Origin of the sequence: Gilliamella sp. B2828, assembly GCF_026537125.1 — a bacterium.
Lineage (GTDB): Bacteria > Pseudomonadota > Gammaproteobacteria > Enterobacterales > Orbaceae > Gilliamella.
In genome coordinates this window covers 1-22,629 of the sequence record NZ_JAFNMU010000016.1, presented here as the reverse complement: position 1 = coordinate 22,629, position 22,629 = coordinate 1, and the positions used below count along the sequence as shown (strand labels likewise).

Below are 22,629 nucleotides of genomic sequence, written 5' to 3'. Positions count from 1 at the left end.
AAAATATGCGTGTTAGTACGAATGCAATGTATCAAAAAAATTTAAATAGTATTTTAAATACCAATAATAAATGGCAAAAATCAGGATTACATTTAGCAACCGGTAAAAAAATCTTATCGCCGTCGGATGATCCAATGGGCTCATCACAAGCGTTAATATTAAAACAGGCCCAATCGAGAAATAACCAGTTTCAAGCTGCGCGTGAAAGTGCTAATAACTCGTTAAGTCGCCAAGATACCGTACTAAAAGAAGCCAATACCGTTATCCAATCAATTCAAGAAACTTTAGTTTATGCAGGTAATGAAACGCTAAATGACGAAAACAGACTTGATTTAGCCAACAAACTACAGGGATTAAAAGATCAACTCATTTCGTTAGCCAATGCCAAAGATACAAATGGAAACTATCTCTTTGCGGGTAATAAAAATGATACACCTCCTTTTATTGTCGATAAAAATGGAATTGTTAATTATGTTGGTGGCTCAACAACCATCAATATATTTATTGATGAAACGCGTGAAGTATCATTGAGTTTTACGGGCGAACAAATTTTTATGACCGGTGCCAATAGCGCTGCTGAAAGTGATGTGTTTGCCAGTCTTGATTATGCAATTGATGCATTACAAATTGGTTTAGACGACAATGATCCTGATTCGATTGCGCAATTTAGAAAAGGGTTATCCAAAGCCAGCCAAGGGGTTGATAACTCGTTTGAAAACATATCCACAGTGAGATCATCGGGCGGTAATGTACTCGCAGAAGTCGAAAGATTAACTGCTCTTGGTAAGACATTGGACATCGATTTTGAAACGCAAATTAGTCAAATTGAAGACGTTGATTGGTATGAGGCAATTTCAGATTATGTGATGTTACAAGCAAATTTACAAGCAGCACAATATACATTTATGAATATGCAAAGCATGTCGTTATTTCAAATGAAATAACTGATCACCACTAAACTTTACTTATACAAAACCTTCATACCTTATATTTTAAATATACATCCTAAAAAATAGGAGGCAAAAGCCTCCTAATCATCACTTTCTTTAAACTTAAAACAGTTTATTAAATACTATTTAAAGGCAATTTGACTGAAACCAGACATGGATTTTTGTGATGTATTTTTAGCTATTGTCTCAATACGATTGATAATTTGAATCAATTTTTCACTATAATTAGGATCGGTTGCATAATTAGCATCTTGTAATGCTTTGGCCGCTGTTCTTGCATCGGGTGCATTGACTACAGCACGATAACGTGGATTTTTAGTGAGTAAATTAAGGTAATCGGTGATCGCATGTTGTTTACTGTTATACACTCTAAAATCATCTTGAATTTTAACTTTATTATTATTGAGAAATTCTTGCGTCGTTAACCGAGTAGAATTGTCTCTCCATGATGAAGATGCTTTTATACCAAAATAGTTATAACTTGGCTGATTATCAGTTGTTTTTATCTGTTTTTTACCCCAACCTGTTTCTAATGCGGCTTGAGCAATAATAACCTCATAAGGAATACCTGAAACTTTGGCAGCCTGTTTAGCGGGTTCAAACCATTCAACCACAAATTGTGTAATAGGATCTTCATCAAGACGATTAAGTGATGTTGATAGTGACAATTTATTAACATTTTTTTGGGTTATTTCATGAGTTTTATGTTGCTGGTAGAGCATTTGACCTAATGCGGCTGGAGATAAATTAGAAGAATTATTACTGAATAAAGATTGTGCCAATTGCATATTAGCTTGTTGATGATTAGCTTGAGATTGTGCATTAATGCTAACCGTAGAACGAGACTGATTAATTAATTGTTTAGCAATAATATCGGCAAGTCCAAGCCCTTTTCCTGCTGTTTGTTGTGCAATTTGCTGATCAAACATTGAGGTAAATAACTGCATGGCAGATTGATTAAATAACCCACCATTAGGAACGGCTTTTCGCATTGATTGCATCATCATATTCACAAACAATGTTTCAAACTGATCGGCAACTTGTTTGATGCTTTCCCTTGATCCACTAACGGCATTGCGTCTTAATTGGCTAATGTTTGAAAAATCATAAGCAAAACGGTTAATAGACTGATTAATTTGATTCTTCATATTAATAATTCTGCTTTAAATCGTTTCCAATGAGGCATGTAAACAACCTGCGGTTTTTAATGCTTCAAGTATCGACATTAACTCTGTGGGATTTGCCCCTAATAAATTAAGTGAATGAATAACTCGGTTTAAGTCAGTTCCTGAAGTCAAATTATGTAATGCGCCACCATCTTGCTCGATGCTAACATCATTATCAGGAACAACTACGGTGTTGCCTCCCGCTAATGGTGTATTAGGTTGATTAACTTTTAATTTGTTATTGACTACAACCGACAAGTTACCATGAGCAACGGCACAATTGTCTAATTTAACTTTTTGATTCATCACCACAACACCAGTACGTGTATTTATTACCACTTTAGCTGAAATAGGTGTATGACCAATTTCAAGATTTTGTATGCGTGACAATAACTTTACTCGCGCCTGATTATCCTTAGGCATTGTTACAGTAATGGTTGTACCATCCATCGCAACAGCTATATTTTTTTGTAACTTATTAATTGCCTCAGATATTTTTAAGGCACGGGTAAAATCAAATTGGTTAAGATGTAGATGAATCGTATCTTCTTCATCTAAACGAGTAGCAAGCTCTCGTTCGATTGTTGCACCATTAGGAATGGTCGCTCCAGCGGTTTGATTAACATTGACACTTGAACCCTTGCTGCTTGCCCCCATTCCACCAACAAACAAATTACCTTGTGCAATAGCATATACTTGATTATCCGTGCCTTTTAGTGGAGTCATAATTAATGTTCCGCCACGCAAACTTTTCGCATTCCCAAGAGAGGAAACCACCACATCAATTTGTTGTCCAACTCGTGCATAAGAAGGTAATTTGGCGGTTACCATTACGGCTGCTACATTTTTCAATTGCATGTTACTGCCTGATGGCACCGTTATCCCTAATTGCGATAACATATTTGTGATACTTTGGATAGTAAAAGGTGTCTGTGAAGTTTGATCGCCTGTGCCATCAAGTCCAACCACAATACCATAACCCACTAAAGCATTTTCTCTTACCCCTTGAATGGTAACAAGATCACGAATGGGTTTTGCATAACAAACAGGAACAACCAACAATGTCATAACAAGTAAATTGATAAAAATGCGTAAATTATTTAGCATAATGATACTCATTAAAATGGTGAAAAATTTAAAAATAGGCGCTGTAACCAGCCCATAGTTTGTGCTTCATCAATGTAGCCGTTACCGACATACTCAATACGGGCATCAGCAACTTGCGTTGAAATAACAGTATTATTACCACTAATGGTTCTTGGATTTACTACACCCGAAAATCTTATAAATTCTGTACCTTGATTAATGGCAATCTGTTTTTCACCAATGACTTTCAAATTGCCATTAATCATGACATTTTGCACAGTGACGGTGATGGTGCCACTAAAGGTATTTTTTGCATTCGCACCACCTGATCCCTTAAAATCATTACTACCTGAGATATCCGTATCGGCTTTACCTCGGCCAACCAGTCCATCTAAAAAGTGAGGAACGGTTTTTACCCCTACATTTAAAGCCCCATTACGACCGGCATTAATTGATGAGCTTTTGCTTGCACTAACGTTTTCTTGTAAGACAATTGTTAAAACATCACCAATGTTGCGCGGCCTACGATCTTCAAACATGGGTTGATAGCCAAAACTGCTCGGTTGGGCTGCCTGATAGATTGAACCACTGGTATTGACAATATCAGGCATTCTCGGCACGATACTTGTTTGCCCTTCAACCAAGGCTTTTTTAGGCAACTGAGCACAACTAAAAAGAAAAAGTGCTATGAGAATATAAAGATATTTCACTATATTTATCATGCTATTAGATTTATAATTGGTTTAAACGTTGTAGCATTTGATCCGATGCAGAAATGGCTTTACTGTTAATTTCGTAAGCACGTTGTACTTGAATCATATTAACCAACTCTTCGGCAACATTAACGTTAGACGTTTCAGTATAACCTTGATAGAGCAATCCTGCTCCATTTAGTCCAGGAGTATTTTCAGTTGGTGCACCTGAGCTTTCGGTTTCTAAATACAAGTTTTCACCCATACTTTCTAGTCCTGTATCGTTAATAAACGTATGTAAGGTTAATTGCCCAACTTGGACTTGTGTTGATTGATTGGCTAAGGTCACATTGACCACACCATCACGTGCAACGGTCATTTTGATGGCATTAGATGGAATATTAATGGTTGGCTGAATTTCATAACCAGCAGCTGTAACCAATTGTCCATTTTGATTGACTTGAAACGCACCATTACGCGTATACGCTTGTGTACCATCGGGTAATAAAACTTGGAAAAAACCTTGTCCATTAATTGCCACATCACTGCTATTATCCGTTGCTTCCAAATTTCCCTGGCTATGAATACGTTCGGTCGCAACTGGACGAACACCTGTACCAATTTGCAACCCGGATGGTAATGTTGTTTGCTCAGATGATTGTGCCCCTGGTTGGCGAACCGTTTGATAAAGTAGATCTTCAAATACCGCTCTCTGTCTTTTAAAACCACTGGTACTAACATTGGCTAAATTATTAGAGATAATATCCATATTCATTTGTTGAGCAGTTAATCCTGTCTTAGCAATCCATAATGATTTAATCATGCTATTCCCTCCTAAGTAAGTGATAAAATTTGATTCGCTTTTTGAGCATTTTCATCAGCAGTAGTGATTTCTTTCATTTGCATTTCAAATTGACGAGCATGAGAGATTAAATCCACCATAGCGGTAACAGGATTCACATTACTGCCTTCTAATACCCCTGACATTAACTGAGCTTTTGGATTATCAGGCATTACCGCACCACGTTCATTTAATGTTGCCTGTGTTAAATGAAAAAAACCATCATCGCCACGTACCATTTCTTGTGGCAAAAGATGGACTTTTTTTATTTTACCGACTTGGGCTATAGTGGTCGGTTTATCTCCTGCGCCTAAAGCAGAAAGGGTACCATCACGACTAATACTTACTTGAGATTGTTGTGGTACAGTTAAAACACCATTATCCCCCATTAATGGATGGCCTTGGATATAAAGTCCACCGTTTTCATCAATCTCAATTGCACCATTACGGGTATAAGCCTCACTTCCATCTGCTAACTGTACTGCTAGCCAATCGTCTTGAGATAGTGCGACATCTAAATTTCGACCAGTATAATTAAATGCTCCCATTGTTGAATCGTAAGTAGGTGTTGTTGCAACAACCATCGTTCGTGTTGGCATATCATTGCCTACTATTGGCACAGCTTTCATTGCTGTTAATTGAGCTCGAAATCCCACCGTTGATACATTTGCCAGATTATGTGAAGTAACCGCCTGCTGATTAAGCGTTTGGCTTGCGCCCGACATTGCAGTATAAATAACCCGATCCATAAATAATCCTTAAACTAACGCAAATTAACCAATGTATTGAGTATTTGGTCTTGAGTTTTAATGGTTTGTGAATTCGATTGATAATTACGCTGAGCGACAATCATATTGACCAACTCTTGACTCATATCAACATTAGAAGCCTCTACCGCACCACTGGCTAGTGAACCAAACGTCCCACTGTTGGCGGTACCCAACACTTCTGATCCAGAATTAAGCGTTGATCGCCAATTATTATTGCCCGCTGATTCTAATCCATTAACATTGGCAAAATCTGCCATGGCAATTTGACCTAATAACATGGTTTGTTGATTAGAATAAACACCGAAAATTGTACCGTCATCATTAATACTATAGCCAACTAGATCACCAGCGGCATAACCATCAATAATAGGGGTTTTAATGCTACCGACTTCTTTACCCATATTTTGTTGGGTACTGCTTGCAAGTGATAATGTAAAGCTGTTATCTGCCGAACCATTTAGACCATTAATATTGATCGTCATTTCTGGATCACTAATTAATTTACCGGATGAATCAAATTCCATTTTCCCTAAGGTCTGAAGCGTTGCGTTAGGATCGCTGCTATCAAGATAATGAACATCCCATTGGTTATCTGCTGTTTTAACATAAAAAAGCTGAACATTACGTTGATTACCTAAGGAATCATAAGTGGTGATGGTGGTTGAATAATTAAATGTGTCAGCATCTGTTGCACTGATCGGTTGTTTTTCAGGAACTTTACTGTTTGAATTTAAATTTGTTTGCAAAGAGGCCTTACTGGTTGCTGAAGCATTTAACATCTCTTGCGAAATTTTTAATGGGCCAGGCGCAGATCCCTGTTGGATTTGTGGTGGCGTACCTGTCGCTAAATAGCCCGTTAATTGTAATCCATCGGCAGAGATAATATTACGCTCAGCATCTAATTGGAACTGACCATTACGGGTATAATAGATTTGCCCACTGCTATCCACTAACCGAAAAAATCCATTACCAGAAATAGCAACATCCAAACTATTATTGGTAGAGGTTGTCGTGCCATCATTAAAATTTTGCATAACAGATGCAACTTTAACCCCCATTCCAACTTTTGAACCGGCATAGATATCAGCAAATGAGATACTAGCACTTTTGAAGCCAACTGTTGCAGAATTGGCAATATTATTACCAATAACATCTAATTGTTTTGAAGCGGCATTCATACCACTAATTGCTTGAGAAAACCCCATATGAACTTATTCCCCTTTAAAGAATTTGACGCACTTCGTCAATACTAATTGAACCCAGTATCCCTAAATCTAGTAATACTTTATTGTTAACTTTGCTATTAATTACTCCGTACACCACGGAATAAGATAATGGTGTTGAAGATACTTTTTGTCCATCGTAGCTGGCATTAACTGAAAACGTATAGCTACCATCAGGCGCAAGTGTTCCATCATTAAGTTCACCATCCCAAGTAAAAGAACTGACCCCAGCAGGAATCGAACCGAGATCAACCTCACGCACAACATTGCCGTTTTCATCTTTTATGGTAACAACCACTGAATCAGCATCACGCATAAGTTCAAAGCCAAATGGTGTGGTAATGGTCTCTTTTTCTGTTTCTGAGCCTTCGACTTCCGATGTGGCAACCAAAATTTTATTACCTGGAACCATGACACCTTTACCAATCATATTACTTGCATTCACTGACATACTGTCGTCAATCTGACCAGAAACCATACCTAATGTCGTATTAAGTCGTTCAATACCTGCTAACGTATTAATCTGAGCAAGTTGTGAAGTCAACTGACTGTTGTCCATGGGATTGGTGGGATCTTGATTCTTCATTTGGGCGATAAGTAATGTTAAAAAATTATCTTGTAATTCCTGACTAGAATTACCATCAGATGTCCCTTTTCTGACTGGACTCGTCATATTTGATGTTTCTGACACTGCTACATTCGAAATACCCATGAATTACATCCTTCTATTGCCCTAAGGTAAGGGTTTTAAGCATTAAACTTTTTGCTGTATTGATGACTTCTACATTTGCTTGATAACTACGAGATGCTGATATGGTATTGACCATCTCTGCCACTACATCAACATTTGGTTTTTGAATGTAACCTTTTTCGTCTGCTAAAGGATGATTCGGGTCATAGATTAAATTCATTGGCGCTGGATCTTCAATCACTTGTGACACCTTTACGCCTGCTACGCTATTTTGGTAACCATTATCATCAACTTGGAAAATAACTTGTTTAGCTCGATAAGCTTGACCTGTTGTGCTGGTAATACTTTCAGCATTGGCTAAATTACTGGCACTGATATTCATACGTTGGGTCTGTGCCATTAGTGCTGAACCGGAAATGGCAAAAATAGAAAAACTCATGACAATTATCCTTGCTGTAATACTGACATCACATTTTTAAATTGTTCACCTAAAAAAGTAAGATTACTTTGATAGTGAATAGTGTTATCCATAAACGCTGTACGCTCTTGATCCATCTCTACAGTGTTACCATCTGCTGAAGCTTGATAAGGTATTCGATACAATAGATTTTGATTTGTCATCATTGGCATTGACATTGGAATATGACCATTAGAAGTAATATGAAGTGCAATATTATTTGCATTACCTTCATTTTTTATGGCTTTAGTTAACTCTGCTTTAAAATCAATATCTCGAGCTTGATAATTAGGTGTATCACTATTAGCAATATTGGCGGCTAGAATATTTTGCCGCATTTCACGCACATTGAGTGCCTGACTGTGAAAATTAACCCAGTTATCCAATTTATCAAACATAAAATCACCCTAATTTTTTTTGATAGAAAGGATTTTAAGTGAAGCTAAAAAAAATCATCGTACAAATAACGGTTAAAATTGTCCTTATTTCAACATTCAGACTTTCTGAGCATAAAGTAAAATTTACATCATAAATAATATAGAAAAAATAAGCATGATTAGAATAGTGAAATTAATAATTGGTATGTTTATCTTATTTAGCTGCCATATCGTCTTAGCTAACTCGCTTAGCAAACAGATTAACGATCTCATTACTCAGCAATTTAGCCATAATCCTGAAGCTGTAACGATTAGTTATACCAATGATATGCCTAAATTGAATTGCGACAACCCCACCTTATCTTTACTTAATACCAAAAAACCGTGGGGCAATATGACCATCAGTGTACAGTGTGATAATAAAAAAAGGTTTATGCACATTTATGTTGCAGTTAGCGGACATTACCTTATCGCCAAACAACCAATCATGGCTGGCTCAGTTATCACAGAAGATTTGATAGATTTAAAATTTGGATGGTTAGATAAGCTCCCCTCCTCAGTTATTTTAAATAAATCCGATGCCCTTAATCATATTGCTACACGTAATATCAATCAGAGTGAAACCATAAAAAAAGCAATGCTACAAAAAAATTGGCAGGTTAAAGCTGGTCAAATCGTTAAAGTCATTATTGATGGCGAAAGTTATCAAATAACCACAAATGGTAAATCACTCAATAATGCCACATTAGATGAGAAAATTAGTGTTAAACTTAATTCAGGTAATGTCATTGATGGAGTATTAACAAATCAAGGTGTAATCATTTTCAACAAATAAAATTAATGATTTTTCTATTTTTGCCGATAATGGAACTAAACAAATTATACAAATCGTAATTATGATCAAAGGTACCTTATGAGTATTGATGCAACAAAATCTATTACCGCCATTTCAGGACTTATGAGTCGTGATGTAATTTCTGAGCAACAGAAAAATCAGACAGCGGTAATACCAGCCCAAAATGATACCAAGGTAAGTGCTAATGTAAACCTATCACAAAATTCAGTAACACTATTACGCACAATCGACAATGATATTAACGTAAAAAAAGTTGATAAAATAAAACAAGCCATTGCCGATGGTTCATTAGTGATTGATTCACGAAAAATTGCTAAAGAACTGATTCAGCAAATGCTACAAAACATTGAAAGCTAATGAACATTTAAGGAATATAAACATGTTAGAATTAGAGGATATTTTAAACAACATCACAGAAATGTTACAAACTCTCTCAGAAATTCTGCAAACAGAGCAACAAATACTGATTGATAATAAGTTAATCAATCAATTAGCTGATATTATTGATAAAAAAAGTCAGTTACTTATTCAATTAAAATTATTGGATGAAAAACGAGTTAAGTTGAGTCAACAACTGGCAATACAACCCCCTTATAATGAAAATCCAGCCGTGGCGGCTCACTGGCAATCAATTACCGATACTACCAAATTATTGGCAAAGATTAATCACGATAATGGTTTGATTATTCAAAATCGCATGAACATGACAGAACAGTCAATCAATTATCTTAAAAATTTAAATAATCCAGCAGTTTATACAAATAATGGCTATCAGCAAACTGAAGTTATTTCATCCAAACGGGCGAAAGTGTAAAATAAAAACAAACAAACTATTGATATTAAAATCCGTTAAACGAGATAAATACCCCATAAATCATCGCCTTTTCAAAGCAATAATTCTCAAATAATAAGTTCATACTGTTATCATTAAAAAATGCATTTAACAGTATAATTTTATTCCCACCATGGCTAATGAGAGTGATCTAGATAAAAGCGAACAACCCACGGATAGCAAAATAAAAAAAGCTAAGGAAAAGGGGCAGATACCACGATCTCGAGAATTAACATCCTTGTTTATTCTATTAATAGGTATTTCACTACTTTTAATAATAGGACCTTATACAGTTAATCAACTGATCACTATTATAAAAATGGCGATCAAAGTATCACACTCACCAAAAGATGATACATTAATTACTTTACATTTAGTTAATTTGATCACAGCAGGTATTTGGTCTATTGTGCCAATTGTTATAGGATTGGTAATTACTGCCATGTTTGCTCCACTTGGTGTTGGGGGATTACTCTTTAGCCTGCAATCAATCAAACCAAAATTTTCAAAACTCAACCCTATAGCTGGGTTTGGTCGACTATTTAGCATTAGAATTTTTTCGGAACTGCTTAAAAGCATACTTAAAGTTACCCTGATTTCAACCACGGTAGCTCTATTTTTATTACACTATTTTCCCAATATACTTTCCTTACCCAATATGTATTTAAATAACGCATTAACAAATGCAATAGAATTAGTCATTATTTGTGGAATTTTAAGTGTGTTATCTTTAATACCAATGGTTGGTTTTGATATTTTTTATCAAATTTGGAGTAATTTGAAAAAATTGAAAATGTCCAAACAAGAAATTAAAGATGAGTTTAAAGAACAAGAAGGTGATCCACAAATAAAAGGTCGTATTCGCCAAATGCAACAAGCAATGGCCCGACGTCGAATGATGAAAGATGTGACTAAAGCCAATGTTATTGTAACTAACCCAACCCATTACGCTGTTGCTTTACAATATGATGATAAAACCATGGCTGCTCCAAAATTATTAGCCAAAGGTACGGATAACATTGCGCTGCGTATTAAAGAAATAGCAAGCGAACATAATATACCCTTATTAGAGGCACCACCTTTAGCTCGTGCTTTATATCACCATGGTGAAATTGGTGAAACGATTCCAACCGAGCTTTATACCGCTGTGGCACAAATTTTAGCTTGGGTATATCAATTAAAACATTGGTATAAATATGGCGGTGATAAGCCAATAGCACCGAATAATTTACCCGTACCTGAATCGCTATCCGAATATAAATAACCGTAATTACTAATTTTATGATTAAATCAAAGCTACAGACATTATTGTCATTGAATACCTTAAAAAATGGTCAATATCAAATTTTAGCGGGACCAATACTCATATTATTGATTCTGTCGATGATGGTATTACCTTTGCCAGCTTTTATCTTAGATCTATTTTTTACTTTTAATATTGCCTTATCCATTATTATATTAATTGTCGCTTTATTCACTAAAAGAGTGCTTGATTTTGCAGCATTTCCAACGGTTTTATTATTTGCAACTTTATTGCGCTTATCGCTCAATGTTGCCTCTACAAGGGTAGTATTATTAAAAGGTCATACCGGCAGTGATGCGGCAGGGCGGGTTATTGAAGCGTTCGGGCACTTTTTAGTTGGTGGAAATTTTGCTATTGGTATGGTTGTATTTGTTATTTTGGTCATCATTAACTTCATGGTGATTACCAAAGGAGCTGGACGAATTGCTGAAGTGGGGGCTCGTTTTGCATTAGATGGCATGCCAGGTAAACAAATGGCAATTGATGCTGATCTTAATGCGGGGTTAATTGGTGAAGATGAAGCTAAAGCACGAAGAGCAGAAGTGACCCAAGAAGCCGATTTTTACGGTTCAATGGACGGTGCCAGTAAATTTGTTCGCGGTGATGCTATTGCTGGGTTGCTCATTATGGCAATTACCATTATCGGTGGCTTATTAGTTGGTGTTATGCAACATGGTATGACGTTTGCTGATGCAAGCCACACTTATGTATTACTGACAATTGGTGATGGTTTAGTTGCGCAAATACCATCATTAATTATTTCAACTGCAGCAGGTGTTATTGTTACTCGAGTGAACTCGCAAGATAGTATCAGTGAACAAATGCTTAACCAGTTATTCAATAGCCCTAAAGTATTGATTTTGACAGCGGTTGTAATTGGCTTACTTGGACTGATTCCAGGCATGCCCAATATTGTATTTTTAATGTTCACCGGTTTTTTAACCGTGCTGGCATGGTGGCTAAACAAACATAAAAATGCTGAGCCACAAAATACCACAAAAACCACAGAAGCACCGGCAACGACGCCAGCAAGTTTAGAAGCCACTTGGTCGGATGTAAATATTGAAGATATTTTAGCCATGGAAGTCGGATACGGACTTATCCCTATGGTGGATCAAACACAAAACGGCGAATTATTGGGTAAAATTCGTAGTTTACGTAAAAAATTTGCTCAAACGTTAGGCTTTTTACCTCCTCAAGTGCATATTCGCGATAATCTTTCATTAGCGCCTTATCAATATAAAATCTTTATTAAAGGTGGTGAAATTGGAAAAGGTGAAATTGTTAATAATAAATGGTTAGCCATTAATCCAGGTAATGTAACTGAAACCATTAAAGGCACACCTACTACTGAACCTGCTTTTGGATTGCCGGCTATTTGGATAGATAAAAACGATAAAGAAAATGCGCAGATATTAGGTTATACCGTTGTTGATACTAGCACCATGATTGCAACGCACTTTAATCACCTGTTACAACAATTTGCCAGTGATTTACTTGGTCGGTTAGAAACTCAAGAACTGCTCGATCGAATTAAGCAAGAAGTACCAAAACTTGTTGAAGACTTTATTCCAGGAGTCATAACATTAACAACGTTTCATAAAATATTGCAAAATTTGATTGCTGAAAAAGTTTCAATTCGTGATATGCGCACCATTATAGAAACCATTTGTGAACATGCACCAACTCAGAATGATGCTTATCAATTACTTAGTATGGTTAGAATTGCATTAGGGCGCGTAATCACTCAACAATGGTTTTCTGATAGTGAGCAAATCAATGTGATCTGCTTAAATGTCAATTTAGAGCGTTTGTTACTGCAAACACTGCAAAATACCAGTAACTTTGAGCCGGGTTTAGCTGAACATATCATTCAACAACTACAACAAGCTCTTCATCAGCAAGAAGCAATCGGTGCTCCACCGGTTTTATTGGTTAATCACTCGTTACGAGCCATGCTTGCTCAATTTTTAAGACCTAATTTTCCTCAATTAGCGGTATTGTCAAATTTAGAAATTCCGAATAATCGAGAGATCAAAGTAACATGTCAAATTGGCAGTGAAACCTAATAAAAACAGAAAGTTTAAACGGTCAGTTTCGATAGCCACGTAAAATTCTCTATCTCTTTTCAAAGATTGTCCCTTTTTTGAAAGGAGATTGCATAAACCTGTATTTGGTTAATAAGATATAACTTATTCCACCAACAAAAAAACCGACAATCCATGATAAACTTACTTCATAAAATGCCGAAGCAGAACCAATAAGCATCGCTAAAATAGCCGCAGGATTATAACCTGCAAACTGACCTTTATTATTGTATAAAGCATGTATATTAATTTGCTGGCGACGTAATAAATAATATTCCACCAATAGTATTGCAACAATTGGTCCTAAAAATGCGGAGTAAATGAGAATAAATAAGCCTAATCCTTGTGCTGATGTATCTTGCACTAAAATCCAAGGGAAAGAAGCGATAGCTAATAAACCGGTAATTGTTACGGATAATTGATAATTGGCTTTCGTTAACAAGGTAATCACGTAAGCTGGCGGAATAATGTTAGCGACAATATTTACCGCAATGGTACCTAACACAATAAAGGTTGATACGATAATAGTGATATAGGAATTATCTACCACGATTGCAAAGGCTTTCACTGGATTAGCGTTACCAGTGACAGAAGCCAACATCACGCCAATAGTAATAATAAAACCATAAGCAATAAAAATCGGTAGAAAATAAAGTAACGCTCTTTGACGATGGCTAAAGCCTAATTTGAGCTCTCGAGAATAATCAGCTGCACTCAGAAAAATTGCAGAATAATTGCCCAAAAACATCATAATAAAGCCATAAAAAGGCAGTCCCCAGGTTCCTTTAGGCTTCACCCATTTGTCTATAACAATATCTTGATGATTATTGAGTAGTATAATAAAAACATAAACTAATGCACAAAGAATAACAACCGAAATTAAGGTTTCAACCCATTTTATTGCATGGAACCCATATAGCGACAAGGCGATTTGGAAACATTGCAAAATAAGAAAACAGACAAATACCTGATTAAATCCGCCATTCGATAATATTTTAATGATTTCATTAAGGGCTGTTGCGCCAATCCAGCTTTGAAAGCCATACCAAACAATAGCAGGAATACCACGTAGCAACGATGAAACAACAGCTCCTTTTATTCCAAATGACATGCGCAGTTGCATCACATAAGGAATTCCAGTGCGATACCCTAACCGATCATTTAAAACAAAAATTGTGGTAATAATTAAGATTGAGATGAACATTGCAATGAAAGTTTGAAGAGTATTCATAGTCGCAACTCCTGCTACTACCAAGCTTGTGCCTAAAGTCATATTACCTAAATTCATACCATCGCCTATCCACATAAATCCATAGGTAAAACAATTCATGGTTCGATCTTTATTGGTCTTAGGTAGTAATGATCTGTTAATGGTTAGTGATTCAGATGATGATTGCTTTGTATGATTTTTCATAATCCTATCCCTTAATTACCTGAGTTTTTACTTATGTCTTTATGATTAACAGCGAATAAAGGTTCCTCTTGGTGTTGAATCAATACCAGAATCAATCTGATAAATGGTTTCTCCTCGTAACAATGTTTGTACGACTTGTGCACCAATTTGCCTACCCACATAAGGACTAAATTGATTGCGATATTCAAGATTTTGAGCTTTTAATACATAGCATGAACGAGGTTTTATAAAAATAATGTCAGCATCTTTACCAACTTGAATGGCGCCTTTGGTTGGTAAGTTGTATCTTTCGGCAGGATTTTTTGCGATAATATCGGCAAATTGCTTTAATGACATACCCCGTTTTTGTACCGCTTCATCAAAAAATATATCCACATTATTTTGAACACCAGAAATGCCGCCCCAAGCATCAAAAGCATTGTCTTTATTTTTTAAATCATAGGTACAAGGTGAATGATCGGATACGGCGGTAATAATGTGTCCTGCAAAGAGGTATTTCCATAATCCTTCTTGAGCTTGCTGATCGCGGATTGGTGGTGAACATTTTGCAATTGGTCCAATAGCATCCAATTGGTCTGTAGTAAAATAGAGGTAATGGATACAGGTTTCGCACGTCACATTAATGCCTTCTTGGCGTGCTTTGATAACCTCTTCAACTCCTTCTGGACAAGCGACATGGCATATATGAATCGGGCACCCAGTTTGTTTAGCGAAAAAGATGGCTCGACGAATTGCTTCAACTTCAGTAAATGCCGGACGGGTTGCTACATATTGTGATAATTTACTTTCGCCTCGTGCTTTAGCTTGTTGCCCTAAAATATCAGTAATTGCGGCATTTTCTGCATGGATAGCTAGCACTTTACCGGTTTTAGCAATTTGGCGCATTCCTTCCCACAATGCATAATCATTCACATTAGCAAAATCACCGTCAAGATTTGGATCCCCACAAGTTGCCATAAAACATTTAAATGCCGCAACGCCCTCTTCGACTTGTTCTGCAATACCATTATTGGTTAAGTTATAAGGAACTAATCCCCCATAGGAAGCAACATCGACATAAAGTTTTCCTTGACCAGCAGCGTATTTTTGATGAAGAGTTTCAGCACTGGTAGTGGCAGGAAGTTGATTAAGAGGCATTTCAACAAAGGTTGTTACGCCCCCTTTTGCACATGCTTTTGTTCCAGTCACATAGCCTTCCCACTCATGACGAACACCGCCAGGCTCACTAATATGCACATGAACATCAACCATACCAGGGCTGACAACTAAGCCTTGAGCATCAATAGTCTTAATAGCTTGCTCCAAATCCAAGCCAATAGCCGCAATTCTGCCATTTTTTATTGCAATATCGGTATAGACTTCACCCGATTCGAGAATAACAAGACCATTTTTTATGATCAGATCGTATTGCATAACATTTTTTCCAAGTAAAGTAACAACGAATCAAAGACAGTACAACTATAAGAATTATGAAAAAGTGATAAGAACAGTAATGCAATAAATATGCCAATGAATCAATTGGTAAGGATCGATATTGTGATTTGAAAATTTCGATTCGTGATGCACTAAAAGGATCCAACAATGTGTAGCTATATAACATTTTGCCACATTTTTGTGATATTAGAATGAAAATAGATACACGTTATCAAAAATTTCTAATGCTTGCGGATTAAATCATTTGCCTTACATACAACCTAGTAATTTGATTATAGACCATCTTAATGTAAGGCTTAATAAACTAATGAGCAACAACTGTGAAACGTTGCTGAATATGTTTAGCATTTTCAGCTTCATCAACCATAGCAATAGCATAATCAGCATAGCTAATTTGGCTTTTGCCTTGACTATTAATCATAAACTGCTCACCACCAGTGGTATAATGACCTGTTCTTGGACCATCAGCAATAAACTCAATAGCAGGGCTTAAGTATGTCCAGTTCACATTGTTACATTTTTTGAGTGCATCTAACGCTTTTGCCATATTATTTGCTAATGGTTTAAACTCTTCAGGGAATTGGGGAGTATCAACTAAACGAATAGAATGTTCTGGATTGACATATAAACTACCTGCACCACCAACAACTAATAATCGATTAGGTTTATCCATCAAAATATCCGTAAGATGTTTTAAACTTGTTTGATGTAAAGGCAGTGACTCGAGTGTCCAGGTGGCAAATGCATCAACAATAACATCAAAAGGTCTTAAATCATCATAAGTTAACTCAAAAAGATCTTTAACCAATACGTCAGCTTTAGGATCAACTTTAGCATCAGCTCTACGGACAATTGCCGTGACGGCATGACCACGGTTAAGTGCTTCTTTAACAATTAATGAGCCTGATTTACCATTTGCACCAATTACAGCTATTTTCATTATTTACTCCTTTCCTATTATTTAAATTAAAATTCAATTTGATTCAAATAAATATCTGTTATATAAAAAATCTTTTACTCAATGGCAAGTTTTAGATTAATATTCAAAGTATCTATTGTAAAGTAGGTACCGTTATGTAATATAGTATCTTTTAGGAAACTATCATTGAATTTAAAGGAATTATTAACAATGTCATTAAATGAAAATTTGCCTCCTTGTCCTGTTGAAATCACATTAATGTTAATGGGTGATAAATGGAAAGTATTAATAGTGCGTGATTTACTGACTGGAACCAAACGTTTTGGCGAATTAAAAAAATCCCTAAATGGCATCTCACAAAAAGTCCTCACTTCTCATTTACGCATTATGGAAAAAAATGGCTTAATCACCCGCAAAGTTTATGCACAAGTACCACCAAAAGTTGAATATACCTTAACCGAAGTTGGACAAAGTTTAAAACAAGTGCATGATGCGATGTTAGCGTGGGGAAAAACTTATCAAAAATTAATATCAAACAGTGAATGAATAAAATCATAAAAACCATTTCTTATAGTAACGAGATAAATACATTGGGTAATGGCATTAACAGTCAATCGTGTAAAAATCGAATACCGTAATAAATAAAAAAGTGGATCATTTTTGCACACTATTCATTTTATTCAACAACCTATTGAAAGTACACTACTTTTTCCAACGGAAAAACAAAGTTTTTTAGGATTTATTTGAACAATAATGCATGAATCATTGAAGAATGATTGAACAGATCAATTGAACATGATATCTCTATTCATAAACATCTTATTCAATCGGAATATCGCAATTTTGGTCAATCTATATTACTATGATTTCATTGATTTTCGTATAATGAAGTGATTATGAGTGCGTTGTCTAACCATCTAACCATTAAAGACATTGCTAAATTAAGCGGTGTGAGCAAATCGACCGTTTCACGGGTAATTAATCATGATCCAATGGTGAAAGAAACCACCCGTAATAAAGTGATGACAATCATTGAACAGTATCAATTTATCCCTTCTAAGTCAGCAAGAGCAATGCGTGGTTATGGAAATAAAGTGATAGGTATTATTGTCACTCGTCTTGATTCGATGTCTGAAAATCAAGCAGTGCGCGCTATACTGCCAATTTTATACCAGCATGGTTACGATCCTATCATCCTTGAAAGCCAGTTTAGTGTTAATAAAGTCCACGAACATTTAACCATATTGAAAGAAAAGCAAGCAGATGGTGTGATTGTTTTTGCTTTCACTGGGTTAGAACACTCATTATTATCATTTTGGCAAAATAAAAGTGTGATAATCGCCAGATCATTTCAGGAATATACTTGCATTTGCTACGATGACATTGGTGCAGTCACAACCTTACTGAAATATTTACATCAATCAAGAAAACATCAAAATATTGGCTTTATTGGTATTGATCAACAAGACCAAACAACAGGTGCATTACGCTATCAAGCCTATATGGATTATTGCCACAAACATCAAATCAGTACAAATGCTTACTTAGGCAATTTGAGTTATCGTTCAGGTTATGAACTTGCTGAATCAATTTTATCACACTCGCCAACAGCAATCGTTTGTGCGACTGACGCCATCGCTTTAGGATTAAACAAATATTTACAGCAGAATCAATTAGAACATATTGTGGTCGCGAGCATTGGCAACAGTGAGTTACTTAATTTTTTGTTCCCTGATACGCTTTCAGTTGAGCTTGGGTTTGATAAAGCCGGTACCTATGCCGCCCAAGCATTACTCAGCATGTTACAAAATACCGTTTCATTTAAAACCACTACCGTACCTTGTAAATTAATGATTTAAAATCAGCCTCGATTAATCAATCGCCTCACAATCCAAGTAAAAAATTGTGAGTTCAGTCACAAATAGGGAACGTTCCCATTTATTATTTATTAAAATCAATTTAAGCTTGATTCATATTAAATAATAGCCAAACTATTGATGAAACAAATCAGCTAAAGTTTTAATTACAAGGAGACTTTTATGGCTAAAGATTCAAAAATATCAACCGAATCAATAACGCAACTGGTCGATTTAATTGGTGGGAAAGAAAATATTGCCAGTGTTACCCACTGCTTAACCAGATTAAGATTTGCGTTGATCGATCCCAACATCGCCAATGTTGATGCCATACAAGCCCTTCCTTTTGTCAAAGGTTGTTTTAACAACGCCGGGCAATTTCAAGTTATCATTGGGACGAATGTTGATAGCTATTACAAAACTTTAACCCAACAATTAAATTTGGACGAAGCAAGCAAAGAACAGACCAAAGCCGCTGCTAAGAAAAATATGTCTTTCTTTGAACAACTTATTGCCAATTTGGCCGAAATTTTTGTGCCATTATTACCGGCTTTAATTGCCGGAGGTCTATTACTTGGTTTACGTAATATCATCGGTGAAATGCCAACTATTGATGATAAACCACTGATTCAAACTTACCATTGGTTAGAACCTATCTATAATATTCTTTGGCTACCTTGTGAAGCGATTTTCCACTTTTTACCGGTTGCTATTTGCTGGTCTACGGTGAAAAAAATGGGTGGTTCGCCAGTATTAGGTCTTATACTGGGTATTACTTTAGTTTCACCACAACTAATGAACGCTTATGACCTTGGAAGCAAAATACCGGAAGTCTGGGATTTTGGTTGGTCTAGTATCGAAAAAGTTGGCTATCAAGCACAAGTGATCCCATCCATTTTTGCAGGTTTAGCACTAGGGTGGATCGAAACACGATTACGCAAAATTGTGCCTGACTACTTAACGCTAGTAATTGTGCCGATTGTTGCGCTGCTAGCATCAGTATTTTTAGCTCACTTTTTATTGGGACCATTTGGACGAATGTTAGGTAACGGTATTGCTACGGTTGTTAAATATTTAATGACCGGCGATTATGCTTTTATTGGTTCAGCTATTTTTGGATTTTTCTATTCACCGCTGGTCATTACCGGTATTCACCATACTACACTCGCTATCGACATGCAGATGACCGAAAGTATGGGCGGCACTCCGCTTTGGCCAATTATTGCTTTATCTAATATTGCCCAAGCATCCGCGGTAGTGGGTATTATATTAGTAAGTAAAAAACATAATGAGCGGGAAGTCTCGGTTCCAGCTGCCATCTCGGCTTATTTAGGTGTAACTGAACCGGCAATGTACGGCATCAATTTACGCTATAAATTCCCAATGCTATGTGCCATGATCGGTGCAGCTTTAGCTGGATTAATTTGTGGTTTATTTGGCGTTTTATCTAATGGTATCGGTGTCGGTGGTTTGCCGGGCATATTATCGATTAAACCGGTATATTGGTCGATTTATGCCTTAGCAATGATTGTGGCGATTGTTGTACCGATCGTTTTAACGGCTACCGTTTATAAAATAAAGCTTAAACAAGGTACGTTAGATATTCGCTAAATAGTCTATAAAAGTTAACCGTTCTGGCATAAGAACAGTTAATCAATTGTTTAAATTAACGATTTTTAAAAATTACTATGAAGAGCAAGCAATGAATAAAATTGATATTCCTTGGTGGCAAAACGGTACTATTTATCAAATCTATCCCAAAAGCTTTCAAGCCAGCGGCGCAAGTCCAACTGGGGATGTATTAGGTATTATCAGTCGATTAGATTATCTAAAAAGACTCGGGATTAGTGCCATTTGGTTAACGCCTATTTACCCGTCACCACAAATTGATAATGGTTATGATGTCTCTGATTATTATGATATTGATCCCGCCTATGGCAGCATGGAGGATTTTGAATTGCTGGTACAGCAAGCCCATCTTCGCGGTATCCGTATTATGATGGATATGGTATTTAATCATACTTCAACTAAGCACCCATGGTTTAAATCTGCTTTAGATAAATCCAGCCCTTATCGATCTTTTTATATTTGGAAAGATGCCAAATCCGATGGTGCTGAGCCTAATAACTGGCGTTCAAAATTTGGCGGTAAGGCTTGGCAATGGCATGAACCATCTCACCAGTATTACTTACACTTATTTGCTAAAGAACAGGCTGATCTGAATTGGGAAAATCCCAACGTCCGACAAGAAATCAAAAAAGTTTGCCAATTTTGGGCGGATAAAGGAGTGGATGCCTTAAGATTGGATGTCATTAATTTAGTTTCAAAACAACAAGATTTTGCGGATGATAACAACGGCGATGGTCGAAAATATTACACTGATGGTCCCAAAATACATCAATTTCTACAAGAGATGAGCCGAGAGGTATTCCAACCTAATCAACTTATTACCGTGGGTGAAATGTCCTCAACTAGCCTTGAAAATTGCCAACACTATGCTGCTTTAGACGGTAAAGAACTGACCATGACATTTAACTTTCATCATCTAAAAGTTGATTATCCTGATGGTTACAAATGGTCATTGGCACAGCCCAACTTATTAGAATTAAAAAAAATCATGGGGTATTGGCAAACTGGCATGCACGGTAAGGCTTGGAATGCCATTTTCTGGTGTAATCACGATCAACCCCGCATCGTATCACGCTTTGGCAATGAGACCCAATATCATACCGAATCAGCTAAAATGCTGGCTATGTTGCTCTATGGTCTACAAGGTACGCCGTACCTGTATCAAGGTGAAGAAATTGGTATGACCAATCCTCATTTTACTGATATATCACAATATCGGGATGTAGAAAGCTTAAATATTTACCATGAAAAAATCGCCGAAGGCATGTCGAAAGCGGAAATGCTAGCTATTTTAGCCAGCAAATCACGCGACAATAGCCGAACACCGATGCAGTGGGATAACTCCGCTCATGCTGGCTTTAGCAAAGGCGAACCGTGGATAGCTGTTGCCAACAATTATCCACAGATTAACGTAAAAGCCGCACTTGACGATCCCAATTCCATCTTTTATTGCTATCAAACCTTAATCAGATTGCGGAAGGAGTACCCAATATTTATTTTGGGTGATTATCAAGATTTAACGCCAGATATTGCCGATTATTGGTGCTATGTTCGCAATTGGAATAATCAAAAACTTCTGGTAATAATCAATTTGACGAATAAAACAACTCACTGGACATTGCCAAAAGATCTGCAACAGATTCATTGGCAACAATTATTCGGTAATTATACAAACAGCAATGCGTTGGAGTCTGAAATAACCTTAAAACCTTATCAGGCAATGTATTTATTGCTGAAAGTGGATGGATTAAATTAGCCGTTCATCTTTCAATATCATTAACGATTAAAAAGCGTAATCTAGCCAAGATTACGCTTTAATAGCGTTGTTTGAAACTAACGACCAAAATCGACTAAATAAAAAGCATTTTTACTAAAATATGGTCCTAAAACTATAGTACTCTTTCTTCAACGTATTACTCATTCTCGTAAATTATCTATCTATTTTAATTTAAGATTTTTCAAAAAAAAAGTTGCAAAATACATGAAACCGTGTATTTTATATTCACTCTTCAATGATTTTTTGACGTTAATCAATTCCGGATGTTC

General features: G+C 36.3%; 22 protein-coding genes. 10 read left to right on the top strand and 12 right to left on the bottom strand.

From position 1 onward, the window contains the following. Positions 1 to 5: 5 nt before the first annotated feature. A complete protein-coding gene (gene flgL / locus J3U19_RS10860) occupies positions 6 to 944 on the top strand; it encodes a flagellar hook-associated protein FlgL (protein WP_267341986.1) in 939 nt (312 codons plus the stop codon). Between the two features lie 128 nt (positions 945 to 1,072). Here the strand turns inward: flgL and flgJ are convergent, their stop codons facing one another. Genes flgJ through flgB form a run of 9 tightly spaced genes read right to left on the bottom strand, consistent with a single transcriptional unit; the run spans position 1,073 to position 8,274 of the window. Next, the gene (gene flgJ, locus J3U19_RS10855; protein WP_267341985.1) at positions 1,073 to 2,098 is read right to left on the bottom strand and encodes a flagellar assembly peptidoglycan hydrolase FlgJ; all 1,026 of its coding nucleotides are present in this window, start codon (positions 2,096 to 2,098) and stop codon (positions 1,073 to 1,075) included. 15 nt (positions 2,099 to 2,113) lie between these two features. Beyond that, positions 2,114 to 3,223: a flagellar basal body P-ring protein FlgI gene (locus J3U19_RS10850; RefSeq protein ID WP_267346302.1), complete on the bottom strand. Its 1,110-nt coding sequence runs from the start codon at positions 3,221 to 3,223 to the stop codon at positions 2,114 to 2,116. 11 nt (positions 3,224 to 3,234) lie between these two features. Further along, on the bottom strand, positions 3,235 to 3,912 hold the full coding sequence (locus tag J3U19_RS10845) for a flagellar basal body L-ring protein FlgH (protein WP_267341981.1): 678 nt from the start codon (positions 3,910 to 3,912) through the stop codon (positions 3,235 to 3,237). A gap of 22 nt (positions 3,913 to 3,934) precedes the next feature. Further along, positions 3,935 to 4,717, bottom strand: a complete 783-nt coding sequence (flgG, locus tag J3U19_RS10840) for a flagellar basal-body rod protein FlgG (RefSeq protein WP_039126475.1) — start codon at positions 4,715 to 4,717, stop codon at positions 3,935 to 3,937. An 11-nt stretch (positions 4,718 to 4,728) separates the two neighbouring features. After that, positions 4,729 to 5,484, bottom strand: a complete 756-nt coding sequence (locus tag J3U19_RS10835; protein ID WP_267346300.1) for a flagellar basal body rod protein FlgF — start codon at positions 5,482 to 5,484, stop codon at positions 4,729 to 4,731. 14 nt (positions 5,485 to 5,498) lie between these two features. Next, positions 5,499 to 6,710 carry a flagellar hook protein FlgE gene (gene flgE, locus J3U19_RS10830; protein ID WP_267341976.1) on the bottom strand — a complete coding sequence of 404 codons (1,212 nt, stop codon included), beginning with the start codon at positions 6,708 to 6,710 and terminating at the stop codon, positions 5,499 to 5,501. 16 nt (positions 6,711 to 6,726) lie between these two features. Next, positions 6,727 to 7,440: a flagellar hook assembly protein FlgD gene (flgD, locus tag J3U19_RS10825; protein ID WP_267341975.1), complete on the bottom strand. Its 714-nt coding sequence runs from the start codon at positions 7,438 to 7,440 to the stop codon at positions 6,727 to 6,729. A gap of 13 nt (positions 7,441 to 7,453) precedes the next feature. Then, the gene (gene flgC, locus J3U19_RS10820; protein ID WP_267341974.1) at positions 7,454 to 7,858 is read right to left on the bottom strand and encodes a flagellar basal body rod protein FlgC; all 405 of its coding nucleotides are present in this window, start codon (positions 7,856 to 7,858) and stop codon (positions 7,454 to 7,456) included. A 5-nt stretch (positions 7,859 to 7,863) separates the two neighbouring features. Next, positions 7,864 to 8,274: a flagellar basal body rod protein FlgB gene (gene flgB / locus J3U19_RS10815; RefSeq protein ID WP_267341973.1), complete on the bottom strand. Its 411-nt coding sequence runs from the start codon at positions 8,272 to 8,274 to the stop codon at positions 7,864 to 7,866. A 166-nt stretch (positions 8,275 to 8,440) separates the two neighbouring features. Between flgB and flgA the strand changes: the two genes are divergently transcribed. The 5 genes from flgA to flhA all read left to right on the top strand — a co-directional run bounded on the left by flgA (position 8,441) and on the right by flhA (position 13,313). Beyond that, entirely contained in the window at positions 8,441 to 9,088 is a 648-nt protein-coding gene (flgA, locus tag J3U19_RS10810; protein WP_267341972.1) for a flagellar basal body P-ring formation chaperone FlgA, read from the top strand. Between the two features lie 78 nt (positions 9,089 to 9,166). Beyond that, a complete protein-coding gene (gene flgM, locus J3U19_RS10805; RefSeq protein ID WP_267341971.1) occupies positions 9,167 to 9,466 on the top strand; it encodes a flagellar biosynthesis anti-sigma factor FlgM in 300 nt (99 codons plus the stop codon). Positions 9,467 to 9,488: 22 nt separating this feature from the next. Then, positions 9,489 to 9,923, top strand: a complete 435-nt coding sequence (locus tag J3U19_RS10800; protein WP_267346299.1) for a flagella synthesis protein FlgN — start codon at positions 9,489 to 9,491, stop codon at positions 9,921 to 9,923. Between the two features lie 151 nt (positions 9,924 to 10,074). Further along, positions 10,075 to 11,205 (top strand): flagellar biosynthesis protein FlhB, encoded by a 1,131-nt coding sequence (flhB, locus tag J3U19_RS10795; RefSeq protein WP_267341969.1) that lies wholly within the window; start codon positions 10,075 to 10,077, stop codon positions 11,203 to 11,205. 17 nt (positions 11,206 to 11,222) lie between these two features. Next, positions 11,223 to 13,313: a flagellar biosynthesis protein FlhA gene (flhA, locus tag J3U19_RS10790; RefSeq protein WP_267346298.1), complete on the top strand. Its 2,091-nt coding sequence runs from the start codon at positions 11,223 to 11,225 to the stop codon at positions 13,311 to 13,313. A 49-nt stretch (positions 13,314 to 13,362) separates the two neighbouring features. Here the strand turns inward: flhA and J3U19_RS10785 are convergent, their stop codons facing one another. From J3U19_RS10785 to J3U19_RS10775, 3 genes are all read right to left on the bottom strand, one after another. After that, positions 13,363 to 14,745, bottom strand: coding sequence for an NCS1 family transporter (locus J3U19_RS10785; RefSeq protein WP_267346297.1), 1,383 nt, complete (start codon positions 14,743 to 14,745; stop codon positions 13,363 to 13,365). Positions 14,746 to 14,790: 45 nt separating this feature from the next. After that, positions 14,791 to 16,158, bottom strand: coding sequence for an allantoinase AllB (gene allB / locus J3U19_RS10780; RefSeq protein WP_267346296.1), 1,368 nt, complete (start codon positions 16,156 to 16,158; stop codon positions 14,791 to 14,793). A gap of 325 nt (positions 16,159 to 16,483) precedes the next feature. Continuing rightward, complete coding sequence (locus J3U19_RS10775; RefSeq protein WP_267346295.1) at positions 16,484 to 17,119, bottom strand: NAD(P)-dependent oxidoreductase; 636 nt, start codon at positions 17,117 to 17,119, stop codon at positions 16,484 to 16,486. Between the two features lie 189 nt (positions 17,120 to 17,308). Here J3U19_RS10775 and J3U19_RS10770 point away from each other — a divergent pair, with 189 nt between their 5' ends. From J3U19_RS10770 to treC, 4 genes are all read left to right on the top strand, one after another. Continuing rightward, a complete protein-coding gene (locus tag J3U19_RS10770; protein ID WP_267341962.1) occupies positions 17,309 to 17,644 on the top strand; it encodes a winged helix-turn-helix transcriptional regulator in 336 nt (111 codons plus the stop codon). Between the two features lie 350 nt (positions 17,645 to 17,994). Further along, positions 17,995 to 18,957, top strand: coding sequence for a trehalose operon repressor TreR (treR, locus tag J3U19_RS10765; RefSeq protein ID WP_267341961.1), 963 nt, complete (start codon positions 17,995 to 17,997; stop codon positions 18,955 to 18,957). 180 nt (positions 18,958 to 19,137) lie between these two features. After that, entirely contained in the window at positions 19,138 to 20,565 is a 1,428-nt protein-coding gene (treB, locus tag J3U19_RS10760) for a PTS trehalose transporter subunit IIBC (protein WP_267341959.1), read from the top strand. 91 nt (positions 20,566 to 20,656) lie between these two features. Beyond that, positions 20,657 to 22,339: an alpha,alpha-phosphotrehalase gene (treC, locus tag J3U19_RS10755; RefSeq protein ID WP_267341958.1), complete on the top strand. Its 1,683-nt coding sequence runs from the start codon at positions 20,657 to 20,659 to the stop codon at positions 22,337 to 22,339. Positions 22,340 to 22,629 lie beyond the last annotated feature (290 nt).